The sequence below is a fragment of the Corynebacterium marquesiae genome (genome assembly GCF_030229635.1).
Taxonomy (GTDB): Bacteria; Actinomycetota; Actinomycetes; order Mycobacteriales; family Mycobacteriaceae; genus Corynebacterium; species Corynebacterium marquesiae.
On sequence record NZ_JASPII010000016.1, the window covers coordinates 20,834 to 35,701 of the forward strand.

Below are 14,868 nucleotides of genomic sequence, written 5' to 3' on the forward strand. Positions count from 1 at the left end.
TACCGCACCACGGGGTTCGTGTCAGTCCTGTTCCGGTTCCGCGGGCGTCGTTTCATCGGGCACGACCGAAAGGTGCGCGCGGCGCGCCTTTTTGGCATAAGCCACGCGGCGGGTGCGAAAGACCGGGTGATTCGAATTGGCAGGGTCCGCTCCATCAAAGGTCGCGGAATAGTCGATAGGGTCTGTACCGGAGCCGGCGCTGCGGTCATCGACCAAGCCGGTGGTCACGCGACCGTCTTCCTTGACTGCCTCTGCCAGGGCCATCAGGTCATCTTCCTCATCCAGCTCGATGCGGTCCACACGCACCAGCTCCCAACCCACTGGGGCGGAGATGCGGTCGCGGTGGGTGGCGCACAGATCCCAGCTGTGTGGGTTTTCCTCTTCCGCCAGCGGCCCAACGACGGCCGTCTGGTCCGCGTAAGCGTAGGTCAATGTCGCCACGGCGGGGCGGCCGCAGCCTGGGCGGGAGCAATGGCGAGAAATAGTCACAGCGCATAAGTCTAAACCCTTAGTTGAGATTTAGATAGTCTTCGCCCCGGCGTGGCTCCGCTAAATCCAGCCCGCCAGCACCTTAGAATCAAAGTCATGACCGCCGCTCGCCCACATATCCGCCCCGCCCGCGACCGCCACGGCCACGGCATGCGCGGACCTCTCCTCCCCCAGCAGACCCCGCGCTACCGCAGCGCGCGCGAGCACTTCGACATGGCCGTATTGGAGGCCTATGCCCCCATCCAAAACGCCTTCGCGCCACAATTGCGAGGCCTCGACTTGGCTGTAGACACCATCCCGCGCATGCGGCTTTCGCCCGATATGACCGTGCTACCGGATGAGATTATCGCCGATGGCCCAGTTCCCCTCGGCCGCGTGGTTCCCGCCGGCGTAGATGCCGAGGGCCAGCCCACCCGCGCACGCTTGGTCATTTTCCGCATGCCCATCGAACAACGTGCCTCCACCCCGTCCGAGCGCTCCGAGCTCCTAGGCACCGTTATTACTGCGCTGGTGGCCAACTACCTCAACTTAGACCCCGAAGAAGTGGATCCGCGCTATAGCTGGTAGCCCCCGGTAAGTTTCGCGGCGCAGCAGAAAAGCCCCTGGCCGCACATTGCGTGCCAGCCAGGGGCCTTACTGGACACCTTAATTATCCAATCTCACGTTTGAGGCGGCGGCGCTCACGGTCCGATAGCCCGCCCCAAATACCGAAGCGCTCATCGTGCTCCAGCGCGTACTCCAAGCATTCATCGCGCACCGCGCAGGCCTGGCAGATACGCTTGGCCTCACGGGTAGAGCCTCCCTTTTCAGGGAAGAATGCTTCAGGGTCGGTCTGCGCGCACAGCGCCTGGTCCTGCCACTCCTGCTCGACGGCACCGAAGAGTTCATCGAGCGACATCTCTGCGGCAGCACCGCCACGGAGAATGGCGTTGTTATTAGCCATTTTGTCCACGCCTTTTCCTTTCTCCGAGGTTGGGTAATTCTCATCAGTGCGACCGACTGTACACCACATTCTCCTTGGGTAGCCCCGCCGGGATGGTGTGGAAGTAACGGCGCCGGCCGCTGTTTTTTCACTGATGTAATTTCACACCGGATCACTAAATATCGTCAACCCGAATTGGCGGCTTCTTCGCACTTTCCGGCAAAAACGCAGCACACGATCCCCATCCGTCACATCTGTAACAACTGATCCCCCGCGGGGGTGTAGGTAGGGGGTACTACATGTAGTGGTACCCTGTTTTTCTGTCAACAATTTTCAGGAAATCCCGGCGTGTCGCGCGTACAACCCCGCAAAGAAGGGATCCATGCACTTCAGATCTGTGCAGAGTTCGCATCATGTCGGTCGGTGCGGACAGACGGGCTCGGTGGCCCCATACAAAGAGAAGCCGAACCGAGGCTCCATTGTCCTCAGTTCGGCCTATGTCAGCTGGACCTAGTGCAGTGCCCAGACCGCTGCACAAGCGTTAAGCATCGGAGCTAAAACGCACGCCGGCATCAGGGATGGAAACGCCGGGGAAGACACGCATGCCGTCGAGAAGCTCGCAGCGTGCGCCGATGTGGGCGCCTTCACCAATGACACAGTTCTCAATGACCGCGTTGGCGCCAATGTGGGCGCCGGAGGCAATGATCGAGTTGTGGATGATGGCGCCCGGTTCAATGCGCACGCCGTCGAAGACAACGGTGCCCTCTAGGCGGGAACCCGCGCCCACCTCGGAGCCACGGCCCACGGCGGTACCGGACAGCAGCAGCACGCCACCGGCGATACCGGCGGAGGGATCCACCAGGGACTCGCCGGTCTTACCCTCAATCAGCGGGGACGGCGCGATGCCGCGCACCAGGTCAGAGGAACCACGGGTGAAGTCATCCGGGCGACCCATGTCGCGCCAGTAGGAGTTGTCTACGTGACCGACAACCAAGCGGCCTTCAGCCAAGAGCCCTGGGAAGGTTTCGCGTTCCACGGAAACAACGCGGTTGGCCGGAATGGACTCGATGACGGAACGCTTGAATACATAGCAACCGGCGTTGATCTGGTTGGTTGGCGGATCCTCGGTCTTTTCTAGGAACGCGGTGACTCGGCCGTTAGAGTCGGTCGGCACGCAACCAAACGCACGTGGGTCAGCCACGTTGAGCAGGTGCATGGTGACATCGGCGTCCTTGTCATGGTGCGTGGTGAGGATCCCTTCCAGATCCATGCCGGAGAGCACGTCGCCATTGAAGACCATGACCGTGTCATTGCGCAGTTTGTCGTAGACGTTGCGGATGCCGCCGCCGGTGCCGAGCGCGGTCTCTTCCACCACGTACTCGATCTCCAAGCCCAGATCGGAGCCATCACCGAAGTACTCCTCAAAGACCTCGGCCTTATAGGAGGTAGACATGACGACGTGCTCAATGCCGGCGGCCTTAATGCGGGCGAGCAGGTGCTGCAGGAACGGGTAGTTTGCCGTCGGCAGCATCGGCTTCGGCGTACCGATGGTTAGTGGGCGCAGGCGGGTGCCGCGGCCGCCGACGAGAATCACTGCATCCGTGCTGGCACCGTGGGTGGTGGCTGCTTCAGTCATAGTCTTCCTTATGTATGCGGACAGTTTTATTCTGTGATTTTCTGAGGGACAGTGTAGAGCGTATGGCGCGCAATCCAGGTCAACGGCACGCGCACTGAACCTTAAGAACGCGCCGAAGCCGAGGCAATAAGCCCGCGGACTCGCAGTCCCAGCCACAACGCTCCGCGCAGTGGGGCCTGCCACCATGCGGGGTGGCGGTCTGCCTGAAAGCGATAGGCGGAGTTGTGGTGGGCGCGCAGCATCGCGCCGGCGTGCGCTTGGGTGGAATGCCCCTTAGCGTGGCTGATGACGGCCTCCGGGCAGAAGATGTTCTGGTAGCCGGCGCGCGTGAAGCGATCTCCTAGATCCACGTCTTCGAGGTACATGAAATAGCGCTCATCAAACCCGCCGATGGTTTCGAAGGCCTCCCAGCGCACAAGAAGGCAGGAACCGGATAACCATCCGGCCGGGCGCTGGGCGGTCATATCGGCTTCATCGCGGTAAGCGCGCGACCATGGATTGGAGGGCCAGATCGAAGAAAAGAGTGCGTGCCCAATGCCGGTCGCCACGGTGGGCACGGCGCGGGCCGAGGGATAATTGCTGCCATCCGGTTCCACGATGCGCGGGCCCACGGCCGCAGCATCCGGCCACTGGCGAGCGCACTCGATGAGCTGGTCAATAGATCCCGGGGTAAAGGTGACATCGGGATTAGAGATAAGGAAAAATTCCTCATCCACGCCACCGCGCTCGCGGGCGAAGCGGGCACCCGCATTCATGCCAGCGCCGTAGCCGATATTTCCGCCGGTATCGAGAAAGTCCACCTCAGCGCGCTCGCGGGCAGCGGCCTCGGGCACGCCGTCGGTGGAGCCATTATCCGCAAGCACGACCTTGGTGCCGCGAGCGCAGGCGCCCTGCAGGGAGTCCAAAAAACTACCGAGGTATTCGCCGGGACTATAGGTCACGGTGATCACGGCCAGCGGGGATTGATTTGGTGTAGTCACAATGGCCCCGAGCTTAGTCACTGGCGCTCCTCGCACGGGGCAGGGACACTACCCGAACACGCGAAATCGGACACGGATCACTAATTTTTGCCCGTTCTGCCCTAAACTGTCTCCAGATCCCCACCAATCTAGAAAGCCTCCACTTGTGACTTCTGAGAACACCCGCCGGGCGCGCACCATCCAGCCGGCGCCCTCTGCCGCTAGTGCGGTAAAGCAAAAAGGTTCCACGGCCATCAAGGCGATCGTGGCACTCCTGTCTGCCTTGATCCTGGTGGTATCTGGCGTGGGTTATGCCACCGTGGGCCGGCTGGATAATGGCATGTCTTCGGCCACGGACTTGTCCCTGGACGGCCAGGGCTTGTCGGGTAACTCGCTCGATGGCGCAGTGGATATCTTGCTGGTGGGCAAGGATTCGCGTACCGACGCCAAAGGCGATCCCCTCTCTGAGAAGGAATTGGCGGACCTGCACGCCGGCGTGGCCGATGGTGAGGAAAATACCGACACCATGATGCTCATCCGCGTTCCGGAGGACGGTTCCCGCGCTACCGCCGTATCCATTCCGCGCGATACCTATGTCAAGGATCCGGACTACGGCAATATGAAGATGAATGCTGTCTTCGCCTCCCATAAGAACGCCAAGGTGGAAGAGCTCGAGCAGGAAAATGCCGAGGCGGAGGCTAAGGGTAAAAAGAAGCCGCACTCGGATAAGGACATCGAAAAGCAGGGCGTCGAAGCCGGCCGCGAAGGATTGCTGGCCATGGTGCGCACCTTGACTGGTGTTTCCATCGACCATTACGCGGAGGTGGGCCTGTTGGGCTTTACCCTGCTAACTGACGCCGTCGATGGCGTGGATGTCTGCCTCAACGATGATGTTGATGATGACATGTCTGGTGCTAAGTTCAGCAAGGGCAAGCAGACCCTCGACGGCGCCAAGGCCCTGGCTTTCGTGCGCCAGCGCTATAACCTCCCGCGCGGCGACCTCGACCGCATCGTGCGCCAGCAGGCCTTCATGGCTTCCCTAGTCAATAAGATCCTGGACAATGACACCCTGGCCAATCCTTCCAAACTGTCCAAGATTGCCAAGGCGGTAGAGCGCTCCGTGGTCATTGATGATGGCTGGGACATCATGGGCTTTGTCACCCAGCTGGCCGGCCTTGCCGGCGGCAATGTCACCTTCACCACTATCCCGGTAACCTCCATCGACGGCCAGGGCGATTATGGCGAATCCATCGTCACCATCGATGCCGCCGAGGTCCACCGCTTCATGGAAGACCTGGCCAAGACACACGATGAAGCCACCGATGAGTCCAAGGCTGAAGATAAGGACAAGCAAGAAAAGGCGGAGAAGGATAAGGACGTCGATCCGAATATCAATATTCACGTCCTCAACGCCGGCAATATTGATGGCTTGGCATCAGGCATCGGCTCTTGGCTGGAAGGCAAGGGCTACACGGTGGAGCGCTCCGCGAATGCGCAGCCGGGCATCTACAGCGAGTCGCAGGTCGTCGCTGCCGATCCGACGAGCGAGGATGCTAAGGCCCTGGCCAAGAAGCTGGGTGGGTTGCCGGTGGCAGAGAATCCGCAACTCGACGATGACACCCTCATCGTGGTTGCTACCGATGATTACCAGGGACCTTCCGATAAGGAAGCTAGCGACCAGGAGCCGGAGGCGGATAAGTCCAGCCAGCCGGTAGGCACCCCGGGCGATGACTTCGGTACCGCTAAGGTCTCCCCGGAGATTGACGCTGGTGGCGACGGCCCGCGCTGCGTGAACTAGCACTTCTCCCCTACGATGGGCGGGTATGGAACTACTCGCCCATCTTTTGCGTGCCGATGCCGCCTCCCCGCGGCTTACCGTGTACAACGAGGCGACTGGCGCGCGCATGGATTTTTCCGCGCAAACGCTCGACAATTGGGTGGCCAAGATCGCCAATATGTTGGAAGAAGAGCTCGACCTAGAGGCGGATTCCACCATCGCTATCGATCTTCCTTCCTCGTGGCAGGCGGCCGTTCTAGCCTTGGGTGCCCTTGCTTCTGGCCCTTCCTATAGCTTTGGCGAGTCTGCCGCGCTTGCCGACGTCGTCTTTACCTCCCCCTCCCGCTACGCGGCCGCCCACGAGCGCCAGCCCCAGGCCGATATCGTGCTCATTAGCGAGGACCCCTTTGGCCGCGGCGTCGTCGAGTCCGGCGGGGAGCTGCCCACAGGAGCCATCGATTTTGGACCCACCGTGCGCTTCTACGGCGATCAGTACTTCGGCGAAACCCAACCACTGCCCCAGCTTGTCGATGCCCCCGCTACCGCCGAGCGCCTGCTTTCTACCGGCTGGTCAGATAATGAGTCTTTCTCCCGCGCCGTGCTCGAGCCCCTAGCCGCTGGCGGTTCAGCGATCGTCGTTGCTGGCATGTGCCCGGCCGAACGCTTGGAGGAAATCGCCGCCAATGAAAAGGCCACCGCCCGCCTCTAATAGTTTCAGAATGCAGACTGGGCCCAGATACACTTAGCCCTCGTTATGTTTCTGGGAATCTCTGTAGACGCATGGTCCTCTATCTTCATCGGCGTCCTCATCCTCGCTGGCACCATTACACAGGGCACCATCGGTTTTGGCTTAGGCACCATTGCCACGCCCATAATCGCGCTCATTCGTCCTGAGCTCGTGCCCACGCTCATTCTGCTGCTCGCGCTGTGCATTTCCAGCTATACGCTCACGCGCACCTACCGCGAGACGTCCTGGCGCGTCGTCGGCATCTCTTCCCTCGCCCGCATTCCCGGTTCCCTAGTGGGCGCTTGGGCAATTGCCAGCCTCTCTCCTGATGGGCTGTCCATCTTTATCGGTTGTGCCGTACTTTTTGCTATGACGCTATCCAGCTTGGGATGGAGCCCTCGCCCCACCACCGTCAATACGCTCATCGCTGGCGTAGTCTCCGGCATCCTGGGCACCTCAACCTCCATCGGCGGCCCGCCCATGGCGCTGATCATGAAGCGCTTTGACCCCAACCGCACACGCGGCACCTTAGCGGGCACCTTTGTCCTCGGAACCTTAATTTCTCTTATAATTCTGACATTCAATGGGCAGATCAGCGGCACCCAGGTCACCACCGCGGCAGCCTATTTCCCCTTAGTCGTCATTGGGCTCATTGCCGCCAACTACCTCAACCGATTTATAGATAGGCACCTTCTCAACCGTATCGTCATCACCGTGGCCATCGCTGCGGCCCTCATGCTGATTGTCGAATCGGCCCTATTCTAGCCCCGGGCCCTACCCCCTCAGCGGAAAGCCCCGGCAGATTCCAGTTGCGAAACCTGCCAACCTCAGCCATGTAAACGCCTATAACTTATGTCACGTAACATTCATAACAAAGCATTTTATAACCCTTCCCTAGCCGCTTAAATGCAGCGTACGACGCATATTGTGACGCGTCCACAACTTTTCGTCAGGCTCCTAAACCCCTCCCAGAGTCCACCCAAATACCCCCAGATAGGGGTCCATTCCCTTCGTGTCGATTCTCCATTGTATAGACAATCATCCATCAATATTTTTTCACGCACTATCAGCCGCTTAGCAGGAACAAACACCAATAAACAGCTTGGCCTATATAAAAAATACCCACCCGCCGCCGTGGCAAATATATAGACATCTAAGAAATGAATTAATTCTAAGCCTGTTTTAGCGTCTTCTTAGCGCAACATTGAGAGTTGCTGGATTTCATTCATAAGTTCATTCATTTTCTACCTGCCTAGGAGAAGTTCTATATGTCGATCCGTCGTCGCATGACCGGCTTGACCGCCGGCCTCATCGTCGCCGGCACCGCATTCGCGGCACCGCTGGCTGGCGCAGCTACCCAGACCGAGTCCTACCCGGAGACCCCGGCCCTGAACCCGGACCTGCCAATCATCCACACCACCCACGGTTCCGACCACATGAAGGCGAATATCCTGAACCCTCGCCCGGTATGTAACCCGTGGGAGGACCACCGCACCGTGGTCTACAAGGTCTCCGACCGCTTCCTGCCGGCCGGCACCATCTCCACCACCAACCAGACCAAGAAGGACATCCCGCTGCAGCAGGATCTGTCCAAGTCTCAGTCCATCTCCCTTTCCGTCAACGGTGACCGCACCGAGACCACGTCCATGAACCTGGGCGGCAAGGGCTCCAAGAAGGGCGCTGAAGGCTCCTTCGGCATCTCTCACGAGATCGCTACCAAGATTGGTGCTAGCGCTTCCTACTCCCTGTCTTGGGATGCTGGCCAGTCCATCGGACCTTACGACGTTCCGCCAAACCACACCGGCGAGGCTACCTACGGCTTCCGCGTGCTGAACATGACTGGTACCCAGCAGTACTGCAAGCCAAACGGCACCTGGTCCACCCCGACTGCTTGGAACGCTATGCAGCCGGTAAAGAACGAGGTTCGCGTCAAGCTGTACGACAAGCTGTCTGACTCCTACGCTCCTAACAAGGACGCTCAGAACACCACCGACGTCAATGACCCGAAGGTTGTTGAAGAGGACAAGAACCTCGAGGCTGACGCAGAGGTAGTCAAGGAATCCGAGGGCAACGCCAAGGAAGCAACCGAGAAGGTCTCTGAAGCAGAGGGCAAGAACGAAGAGGCTGCCGACAAGAAGAAGCAGGAAGAGGTTGACGCCAAGGAGGACAAGAAGGACTCCAAGCACAAGCTCGACCTCGAGCCTTACCTGACCGTTTCCGGAGCTAAGCACGCTGGCTTCGCAGGCACCGTTGCGCTGCACGCTAAGAACGTTGGCTCCGAGCGCTACTACGGCGAGTTCCCAGCTACCCAGTTCCGCGTGGACGTGAAGACCGCTAAGGGCCCGAAGGGCGTTGACCGCCTCATCACCCCGCGTTCCTCCAACGGCGCTCACATCCGTGACCTGGGCTTCAACGAGAAGACCTCCACCCGCTCCTTCGAGGTAACCCTGGCTAACCCGATTAACGCTGGCGAAGAGGCCCGCATCGCCAACCTGGACTTCGGCGATGGCAAGACCAAGGAAGGCCGCCTCATCAACAACATCGAGGTAACCCAGACTTCCCGCATCAAAGGTGATGACTCCAAGCACAACGACCAGAACGTTGACTCCCGCGAACACACCCTGAAGGACACCGGCAAGAAGGCTGAGGGTCTGTTCTAAGAACACCCCACTTCTGCCCTAGAAACATAGTTTCCTAGCCAGTCTCATCCAGAAGGCCGCCGCACCATCAAACGGTGCGGCGGCTTTCTTCTTGTTCATTTCCTTTTACATGGCAACACATATTGTCTGCGGCGCTATCTGGCTCAGTTTTCGCCCCCTACGGTCGCGTCTAGGCTCTGCAGCTGCAGGTTATGGACAGACCCTGATCCGTTCTTTCCTAAGCACAACCTTGCCACGGTTATTCGGACCGAGGTTTTAGATGAACACCCAGAGATTGAAGAGTTCTTCGCTCTCCTGTCACAGCCGCTTACCGGCGAAAAGATGCAGGAACTCAATGCCCGCGTCGGCGTCGATGGCGAGGACTACACCACCGTGTCTCTCGATTTCTTGCAGGAAGAAAACCTGATCGCGGACTAGCTGCCAGGTCTTAGCAAGATTCCCAAAGACCATCGCGCCACCCTCTGTGCGGCAGTCTTTAACATTTATTTAACTTAGATCACAAATTTGCTTTCGTTCGACAAAACCTTCAGATAGATTGTTTATGTTAGCTCATTCACACGTACTGAAGGATGAATTCTATGTCTCACACGACTGCGAATGCGCCTGCTTCACCGGCCAGTTCACCCACTACCGGCGGCACAGACACCCCCAACAGCAGCCAGGTGACCACCAATAAGGCCGTCAACAGCCAGTGGACAATCACACTCTTCGGCACTGCCGTGGGCGCAGGTATCCTCTTCTTGCCGATTTCTGCCGGCAGCTTCGGCTTCATCCCACTGCTGGTGGCTACCCTGCTCATCTTCCCGATGACCTACCTGGCCCACCGCGCGTTTTCCTGGATCATCAGCTATTCCCCGCTACACGGCGAAGATGTCCTCGCGGTACTCACCCACTTCTTCGGCCGCGGCAATGGCATCATCCTGGCAATCATCTACTGGTTCACGATCTTCCCGGTGGTGCTTATCTACGGCGTATCGATTACGAATACGGTCGATAGCTTCATCGTCAACCAGCTGGGTGGCCCGGAAATCTCCCGCTACATCCTGGCGCCGCTGTGCGTGGGCCTCATGACACTCGCGCTGGCCTTTGGCAATGCCATCATGCTGAAGATTGCCCAGTTCGTGGTCTACCCGCTCATCGTGGCGCTCGCAGTGGTATCGCTCTACCTCATTCCGCAATGGGACCTCGGTTCCTTCATGGAGGCCGGCGATCACACCGCTGGCGGCGTGATCAAGGCCATCATCCTTATCCTTCCCGTATTGGTTTTCTCCTTTTCCTTCGTTGCTGCGATCTCCCAGTTCTCGCTGGGTATGGAAAAGGAATACGGCGCGGACCACCACGCACAGTCCGATAAGGTTATCCGCAATTCAGCCATCCTGCTGACCATCTTCACCATGTTCTTTGTCTGGTCCTGCGCCCTAGCCATGGGTGCAGACGGCATGCAAGAGGCAAATGACAAGAACCTGCCGGTACTTTCCTACTTCGCCAACGAAACCGGCACCCCATTTATGGCCTACATGGCGCCCATCGTGGTTATTTGCGCAGTGGCTTCGTCCTATTTCGGCCACGCCCTTGGCACCATCGAGGGTACCCAGTACCTCTTCAACCTGGCCGCCCCGAAAGCCACAAAGAAGATGTCTGCGCGCACGCTTGACCTGTGGACCTACCTCTTCATCTTCATCACCACGTCTCTAGTAGGAATTTTCAACCCCTCGATCCTGGACATGATTTCTGTCGTAGGCGGCGTCTTCTTCGCATTCATGACCTACCTGCTGCCTATTTGGGTCATCTACCGCGTGGAGGCACTAGCCCGCTTCCGCGGTAAAAAGACCAACTACTTTGTGGCAGTTATGGGCTTAATCGTGCTCTTCGCCACCATCTGGGGAATGTTCCAATAATCCCACAAAAACGTGGCTCGACAAGGACTTTTCCTGTCTGGCAAGGTGGGAGGCATCATGTCAGAACAGGAAAAGGATCCCGACTTCACAATTAAGCTCGGGCAGAACAACGAAATCAGAATCAAAAACAAATACGAGACTTTCTCTATCGCCAATGACATCGCCATCTCCGTGGTTTTTATCCTCGGCTCGGTGCTGACACTTGCCGGCTTGTCGATGGTCGCTACCGTCTTCTACCTTCTGGGCAGCCTCGGCATGGCAGCCCGCCCGGCTATCCGCTTAAAGCGCCGTACACACCTGCAACGCATTGGCGCAGATGCAAACACTGCCGAAAGTTATGACTACTAAGCCGCAGATGGGCTAGCAGTAAACTTTCAGCAACTAGCAGGGACTTATCAGGCACAATCCATTGTGGTAGCAGCCCTATGCCCCATACTTAAATCATGCGTTTGAGAGAGCGCATACGAGAGAGATAGAGAGAACCCCTCAGTTTCCAGAGGGCGGCTTAAGCCGATACATGGAAACACCTTGTAGAGAGAGACGCCTGCGGCCCTCGGTTCCTTTTGGTTCCGAGGGCCGCAGGCGTTTTACTTTGTGCCGAAGCGCTACTGGTGCAGCTTATTGTGTTTCGAAGCGAATAGCACCGCAGTTCCGGTCACCAGCGCCGCAGCCACCAAATAGAAGGCGGGAGCAAGCTGCAGGCCTGTGACATCAATAAGCCAGGTGGCAATCATGGGAGCGGTACCGCCAAAGACAGCATTGGCCGTATTAAACGTCAGCGCGAAGCCGGACAAGCGCACGTGCGTGGGGAATTGTTCGGAAAGGAAGGAGGGCAGGACGCCGTCGTTAAGCGCCAGCACGCCGCCCAAGCAGACCTGGATGATAATGACAAGCAGGAGCCCGGCGCCATCGAGAAGCATAAAGGCCGGAATGATGGACGCACCCATGAACGCGGCCGCGCACAGCATCGTTGTGCGGCGGCCCAAGCGGTCCGAAAGCATGCCAGTCAGCAGGGCAAAGCCGACATAGAATGCGGACGCCACCGAGGACGCGATAAACGCCGGCGTCGCGGCCATGCCCAACTCCTCCGACAGGTATGTGGGCAGGTAGGTCAAAATGACGTAGAAGCCAATGGCGTTGAGAACCGCGCCCGCAAAGGCAATGGCCAGGGCCTTGGGATACTTGAGGACCTCACGCAGCGGGGATTCCTCCGGCTCATCTTGATCCTCAAAGTGGGAGGACTCTTCCGTGTTGCGGCGAATCCACAGGCCATACAGACCCAAAGGCAGCGCAATGAGGAATGGTACGCGCCACCCCCAGGAATCCAGGGCGGCATCATCGAGGACTCCAGTCAGCAGTGCCGCAATGAGCGAGCCCAAGAGCAAACCCGAGGCCGTCGCGGACGGCACTACCGCCGAATAGATGCCACGCTTACCGGCCGGGGCAATCTCAGCTAGGTGCGTGGCCGCGCCTGCATACTCTCCGGCTGCGGAAAATCCCTGCACCATGCGACACAGCAATAGCAAGATGGAGGCGGCAAAGCCAATGGTGGCATACCCCGGCAGGAATCCGATGCACGCGGTAGCCACCGACATCATCACAATAGACACCGTCAGCGTGTGGATGCGCCCGTATTTATCGCCAAAGTGACCCCATACAATGCCTCCCAACGGCCGCACCAGGAATGACAGCGCGAAGAGCGCAAACGTCATAATCAGCGCGCGGCGGCCTTCCATCTCCGGAAAGAACACGCGGGAGATAATCGCGGACATATAGATATAGGCCGCGTAGTCGAACCACTCGATGAAGGTGCCGATGAACGCCGCCTTAATGGCCGAGCGATGTTGGCGTTTCGTAACTTCTGTATCTTCCACCTGTGCCGGCACGGCGTTCTTGGCTGGGGGTTGTGCTGTGAGAGGAGACATGCTCCTCACCTCAATTCTGTAGCTCTACAAGCATGTGAAACGGCGCAGCCTGAGTGCGCGCATATCTTCCACCCTACAGAAACAAACTATGCCCTACGTCACTTTCATGTTCCAATGTTGCACAGCTCTACCTCTGCCGCGCTTTCCGACGCCCTCCCCACCCCATTCCCAACTACTAACAGCAACTCAACAGCTAGACCCCATGGGCGCTACGGCCCAGTGCCCCATACTGATTTCGGGCGTTTGAGAGAGCGCATATGAGAGAGGCAGAGAGGACCCTTGGTAGTTTCAGTTTCCACAGGACAACAGGCCTTTCTAACAAGAGTCTAAGCATCACGCGGAAGAAGGCCTTTGCGGAAGCTTTTTATCAAAATCAATGAGACGGCCCAGCGCCCAATCCTTATCAGTAAGCAGGCGAGAAAAGACCAAACCGGCACCAATAGATCCAACTACCATCATTCCAGTTGCTACATTGGCCAACGCTTGATCCATCTGACCATCGTTCAAATAAAACACTGCCCGGAACATTGTCACCCCTGGGATCATAATCACCGCGGCCGGAACGGTGGTTGTAATACGAGGAAGACGCGCCCTTTTAGAAGCTACTGCCCCCAGCAACCCGATAAGCAATCCACCCACGAAGGCTGCAAAGAAAATGGTTGTTCCCGCGTGAATTAGAATCAAACGAAGCTCATTTGCCACGGTTCCAACACACGCCGCTACTAAGACCATGCGGCGGGAAGAGTTAAAAAGAAAAGCAAACCCAGCAATGCCTAGAAAACTTGCCAGCGGCGCCAACAGAAACCATTGCATATCCTGTGCAGGTGCAGGTGGGTCAGGGCTAAGTTTAGTCAGCCAGCTAACCATTGAGACCGTGAAAGCGGCCGTAAATATAACGGTGAAAGCATACCCCAACCTGACAATACCCGCATCAAGATCAAAGCGGGCTATGTCGATCAAAGCAGAGAAAAGTGGAAACCCAGGAATCAAGAATAAAACAGCTGCTACAAAGCCCGAGGACAATTCACTAGGCTCCACCGAACCTAAAGCTCCGAAAATCTCCGTCAACAAAAAGAAAACAATGCTTGCCGTCGCTCCACCAGCAATCACTCCTCCAATTTGATGAACGTGACGGTGGAGAACTGTATAACGAACAAACTGGCCTGCAAACGCCGCCAAAGCAACCAACCCCACTGCTTCCAGCGGGAAAAAATTAAGATACGCAAACGCCGCACATGCGATCGCGGCAGCGAAAGAAAGGATTAGACCGCCCCAGCGCTTTTTGACATTATGCTCAATAGTATCCAGCATCGCCGCTAACTCCTGTGCAGTGATCCCTGCGTAGAGGCGGTTGTGGGTTAAATCTTCCAAGGCTTCAATCCGAGAGGCATCAACTGCAGGCGAATGCTGCCGAGCAATGACCGTCCGGAAGTATTCGCCGCGGTGAAACGTACAGGTAATCTGCGTCAGACCCACTGTGGCATCTAGATGGTCAAACCCCAAAGCTCGCGCACTCCGTTTCATCCCTCTAAGTACGCGATAACCAGAGGTGCCGGCACCCATTAGGAGCATTCCCACCCGCAATACAACGTCCGCCTCGACACCCATTTGCCGATGCATCTCTGGATCAAATTGTTGTGCCATATCTCCTCCTCTGACATTGCTCTCGGCGCACAATTAAAGACTTGTCGACCCCAACCCGATAGTGCACTTGTAGCATTCCTAGAACCTTACGCAAAAGAAGCCTCTTGTGAATCATGTTCAGCAATCCAAAGGCCTCCACCTTTATACCCGTAAGCTGATTGAGTCATTTTTACCTTCCACCAAATGATTGCCACTATATTCACAGACAAATTTCAGACCTATGGCAGCCTA

Annotated in this window: 14 protein-coding genes; 8 read left to right on the forward strand and 6 right to left on the reverse strand. The window is 57.7% G+C overall.

The features are described 5' to 3' along the window. Nucleotides 1-21 precede the first annotated feature (21 nt). The gene (locus QP971_RS09840; protein ID WP_080970445.1) at nucleotides 22-489 is read right to left on the reverse strand and encodes a DUF3499 domain-containing protein; all 468 of its coding nucleotides are present in this window, start codon (nucleotides 487-489) and stop codon (nucleotides 22-24) included. A gap of 96 nt (nucleotides 490-585) precedes the next feature. Here QP971_RS09840 and QP971_RS09845 point away from each other — a divergent pair, with 96 nt between their 5' ends. Next, the gene (locus QP971_RS09845) at nucleotides 586-1,056 is read left to right on the forward strand and encodes a metallopeptidase family protein (RefSeq protein WP_269954192.1); all 471 of its coding nucleotides are present in this window, start codon (nucleotides 586-588) and stop codon (nucleotides 1,054-1,056) included. 82 nt (nucleotides 1,057-1,138) lie between these two features. Here QP971_RS09845 and QP971_RS09850 read toward each other — a convergent pair whose 3' ends face one another. The 3 genes from QP971_RS09850 to QP971_RS09860 form a co-directional block, all read right to left on the reverse strand. Further along, nucleotides 1,139-1,387, reverse strand: coding sequence for a WhiB family transcriptional regulator (locus QP971_RS09850; RefSeq protein ID WP_005528147.1), 249 nt, complete (start codon nucleotides 1,385-1,387; stop codon nucleotides 1,139-1,141). Nucleotides 1,388-1,952: 565 nt separating this feature from the next. Next, complete coding sequence (gene manB / locus QP971_RS09855) at nucleotides 1,953-3,047, reverse strand: mannose-1-phosphate guanylyltransferase (RefSeq protein ID WP_179387501.1); 1,095 nt, start codon at nucleotides 3,045-3,047, stop codon at nucleotides 1,953-1,955. Nucleotides 3,048-3,148: 101 nt separating this feature from the next. Beyond that, on the reverse strand, nucleotides 3,149-4,048 hold the full coding sequence (locus QP971_RS09860) for a glycosyltransferase family 2 protein (RefSeq protein ID WP_269954191.1): 900 nt from the start codon (nucleotides 4,046-4,048) through the stop codon (nucleotides 3,149-3,151). A 124-nt stretch (nucleotides 4,049-4,172) separates the two neighbouring features. Here QP971_RS09860 and QP971_RS09865 point away from each other — a divergent pair, with 124 nt between their 5' ends. The 7 genes from QP971_RS09865 (at nucleotide 4,173) to QP971_RS09895 (ending at nucleotide 11,416) form a co-directional block, all read left to right on the forward strand. After that, nucleotides 4,173-5,804, forward strand: coding sequence for an LCP family protein (locus tag QP971_RS09865; RefSeq protein ID WP_198492651.1), 1,632 nt, complete (start codon nucleotides 4,173-4,175; stop codon nucleotides 5,802-5,804). Between the two features lie 25 nt (nucleotides 5,805-5,829). Beyond that, nucleotides 5,830-6,492 (forward strand): TIGR03089 family protein, encoded by a 663-nt coding sequence (locus QP971_RS09870; RefSeq protein WP_284811612.1) that lies wholly within the window; start codon nucleotides 5,830-5,832, stop codon nucleotides 6,490-6,492. Nucleotides 6,493-6,537: 45 nt separating this feature from the next. Then, complete coding sequence (locus QP971_RS09875; protein ID WP_269954188.1) at nucleotides 6,538-7,275, forward strand: sulfite exporter TauE/SafE family protein; 738 nt, start codon at nucleotides 6,538-6,540, stop codon at nucleotides 7,273-7,275. 503 nt (nucleotides 7,276-7,778) lie between these two features. Next, a complete protein-coding gene (locus QP971_RS09880) occupies nucleotides 7,779-9,170 on the forward strand; it encodes a hypothetical protein (protein WP_284811615.1) in 1,392 nt (463 codons plus the stop codon). 240 nt (nucleotides 9,171-9,410) lie between these two features. Further along, a complete protein-coding gene (locus QP971_RS09885) occupies nucleotides 9,411-9,587 on the forward strand; it encodes a glycine betaine ABC transporter substrate-binding protein (RefSeq protein ID WP_284811637.1) in 177 nt (58 codons plus the stop codon). Nucleotides 9,588-9,748: 161 nt separating this feature from the next. Further along, a complete protein-coding gene (locus tag QP971_RS09890) occupies nucleotides 9,749-11,068 on the forward strand; it encodes an amino acid permease (protein WP_284811617.1) in 1,320 nt (439 codons plus the stop codon). Nucleotides 11,069-11,125: 57 nt separating this feature from the next. Further along, nucleotides 11,126-11,416, forward strand: coding sequence for a YrhK family protein (locus QP971_RS09895; protein WP_239661104.1), 291 nt, complete (start codon nucleotides 11,126-11,128; stop codon nucleotides 11,414-11,416). Between the two features lie 257 nt (nucleotides 11,417-11,673). Here QP971_RS09895 and QP971_RS09900 read toward each other — a convergent pair whose 3' ends face one another. Together QP971_RS09900 and QP971_RS09905 are read right to left on the reverse strand one after the other, a co-directional pair. Then, nucleotides 11,674-12,993 carry an MFS transporter gene (locus QP971_RS09900; protein ID WP_284811619.1) on the reverse strand — a complete coding sequence of 440 codons (1,320 nt, stop codon included), beginning with the start codon at nucleotides 12,991-12,993 and terminating at the stop codon, nucleotides 11,674-11,676. 333 nt (nucleotides 12,994-13,326) lie between these two features. Then, nucleotides 13,327-14,637: a threonine/serine exporter family protein gene (locus tag QP971_RS09905; RefSeq protein WP_049378736.1), complete on the reverse strand. Its 1,311-nt coding sequence runs from the start codon at nucleotides 14,635-14,637 to the stop codon at nucleotides 13,327-13,329. Nucleotides 14,638-14,868: the final 231 nt, after the last annotated feature.

What these genes read in the sequence shown, in the direction of transcription:
- QP971_RS09845 (WP_269954192.1), top strand. Translation starts at nt 586, where the DNA reads ATGACCGCCGCTCGCCCACATATCCGCCCCGCCCGCGACCGCCACGGC.
- QP971_RS09850 (WP_005528147.1), bottom strand. Translation starts at nt 1,387, where the DNA reads ATGTCGCTCGATGAACTCTTCGGTGCCGTCGAGCAGGAGTGGCAGGAC.
- manB (WP_179387501.1), bottom strand. Translation starts at nt 3,047, where the DNA reads ATGACTGAAGCAGCCACCACCCACGGTGCCAGCACGGATGCAGTGATT.
- QP971_RS09870 (WP_284811612.1), top strand. Translation starts at nt 5,830, where the DNA reads ATGGAACTACTCGCCCATCTTTTGCGTGCCGATGCCGCCTCCCCGCGG.
- QP971_RS09875 (WP_269954188.1), top strand. Translation starts at nt 6,538, where the DNA reads ATGTTTCTGGGAATCTCTGTAGACGCATGGTCCTCTATCTTCATCGGC.
- QP971_RS09880 (WP_284811615.1), top strand. Translation starts at nt 7,779, where the DNA reads ATGTCGATCCGTCGTCGCATGACCGGCTTGACCGCCGGCCTCATCGTC.
- QP971_RS09890 (WP_284811617.1), top strand. Translation starts at nt 9,749, where the DNA reads ATGTCTCACACGACTGCGAATGCGCCTGCTTCACCGGCCAGTTCACCC.
- QP971_RS09895 (WP_239661104.1), top strand. Translation starts at nt 11,126, where the DNA reads ATGTCAGAACAGGAAAAGGATCCCGACTTCACAATTAAGCTCGGGCAG.
- QP971_RS09900 (WP_284811619.1), bottom strand. Translation starts at nt 12,993, where the DNA reads ATGTCTCCTCTCACAGCACAACCCCCAGCCAAGAACGCCGTGCCGGCA.
- QP971_RS09905 (WP_049378736.1), bottom strand. Translation starts at nt 14,637, where the DNA reads ATGGCACAACAATTTGATCCAGAGATGCATCGGCAAATGGGTGTCGAG.